At 66.7% G+C, this 1915-nt stretch carries 2 protein-coding genes; both read left to right on the forward strand.

What is annotated here, in order from left to right:
- Positions 1-475: xanthine dehydrogenase family protein subunit M (locus tag EN964_RS33090; RefSeq protein WP_206528797.1), on the forward strand; the 475-nt coding region annotated here is incomplete at its 5' end.
- Positions 472-1915: xanthine dehydrogenase family protein molybdopterin-binding subunit (locus EN964_RS33095; protein ID WP_164776282.1), on the forward strand; the 1444-nt coding region annotated here is incomplete at its 3' end. The genes EN964_RS33090 and EN964_RS33095, both read left to right, overlap by 4 nt.

Below are 1915 nucleotides of genomic sequence, written 5' to 3' on the forward strand. Positions count from 1 at the left end.
GGTCGCCTTCGATGCGATCGTGCATCTGGGCGAGCGCCAGATCCCGGTCGACGACTTTTTCCTGCTGCCCGGCAACACGCCGGAAAAAGAACATGCGATCGAACCGGGCGAGATGATCACCGCCATCGAGATCCCCGGCTCGGCCGCTACCCGGCGTTCGACCTACCTGAAGATCCGCGACCGGCAGTCCTACGAGTTCGCCGCGGCCAGTGCGGCGGTCGGCATCGAATTCGAGGCTGACGGCCGAACGATCCGCGATTTGCACGTGGCGCTCGGCGGCGTCGCGACCAAGCCGTGGCGTGCGCGGGCCGTGGAAGACGCGCTGAAGGGCAAGGTATTGGAGCCGGACGCGGTCCGCGCCGCCAGCCTGCTCGCCGTCGAAGGTGCCGTCGACCATGGCGCCAACCACTACAAGGTCGAACTGGCGCCGCGCGTCGTCGCCCGCGCCATCCTCAAATTGGGAGAGACGGCATGACCGTTCACAACATCAGGCATGGTGATGCGTCCGACGGCGCTTTTGCCGAAGCCGTCGGCGGCCGGCTGTCGCGCGTCGACGGCCCGGCCAAGATCAGTGGTGCGGCGAAATACGCCGTCGAGCAGCAGCTCGAAGGCCTCGCCTACGCCGTGCTGGTCGAGAGCACGATTGCATCCGGCAAGGTGCGCGCGATCGACACCAAGGCGGCCGAGGCGGCGCCCGGCGTACTGCAGGTGCTGACGCCGGACACCATCATCAGCCTGAAAACCGCGGCGGACTGGTTCGGCACGCCGCCGCCCGACAAACCCTATTGCCCGCTCGCGCGCGACATCACCTTTTCGGGCCAGCATGTCGCCGCTGTCGTCGCCGAGACCTTCGAACAGGCGGTCGCGGCGGCGGCCCTGGTCAAGGTCAGCTATGACGAGACGCCTTCCATCGTCGACCTCAGCGACGGCAAGGCCGGCGACGGCATCCCGATCGACGCCATGACCAAGGAATGGGGCGATGCGCAAGGTGCGTTCGCCTCGGCACCGGTCCGCATCTGCGCCGCCTACAACACGCCGCGCGAATACCAGGCGCCGATGGAGCCGCATGGCCTGATCGCCCGCTGGGAGGGCGACAAGCTCACCGTGTGGGAGCCGAGCCAATGGCTGGACGGGATGGCCCGCACCTATGCCGAATGGTTCGACGTGCCGTTCGAGAATGTGCGGCTGGTCTCGCCCTATATTGGCGGCGGCTTCGGCTCCAAGGCGCTGGCGCTGAGCCATGGCGCGGTGGCCGCATGTGCCGCCAAAATGCTCGGCCGGCCGGTGCGCCTGGTGATGACGCGGCCGCAGACCTTTACCGGCTATGGTGGCCGCGCCGCGACGCGCCAGACGGTGACGATCGGCGCCGATGCGCAAGGAAACATCCAATCGATCGTGCATCGCGGCGTCAATGAGACATCCATCGACGGCATGTGGGTCGAGCCGCTGGGATCGGTTACCTCGATCATGTATGCGACGCCGAATTTCTCCTCGAAGCAGAATGTCGTGCGGGTCAATTCGGTGGTGCCTGGCGCTATGCGCGCGCCGGGCGAAAACCCCTCGGCCTTCGGCATCGAAAGCGCCATCGACGAGCTCGCTTACGAGGTCGGCATCGACCCGCTGGAAATCCGGCTCCGGAACTATGCCGAGCAGGATCCGCATGCCAAAAAGGCTTGGTCTACCCGGCAGTTACGCGAGGCTTTTGCCGCAGGTGCGGAGCGCTTCGGCTGGGCCAGGCGCTCGCCCGAACCGCGCTCGATGCGCGACGGCAACCAGCTGATCGGCTGGGGCGTCGCGGCTGGCACCTATCCGGTTCGGCGCGCCTATGGCGAGGCGATCGTGCGTATCCTGGCCGACGGCTCGGTCGAGGTCGAAAGCTCGTCGATCGACATGGGTCAAGGAACCTACACAATCC

This window comes from Mesorhizobium sp. M7A.F.Ca.CA.001.10.2.1, assembly GCF_003998575.1.
Classification (GTDB): Bacteria; Pseudomonadota; Alphaproteobacteria; order Rhizobiales; family Rhizobiaceae; genus Mesorhizobium.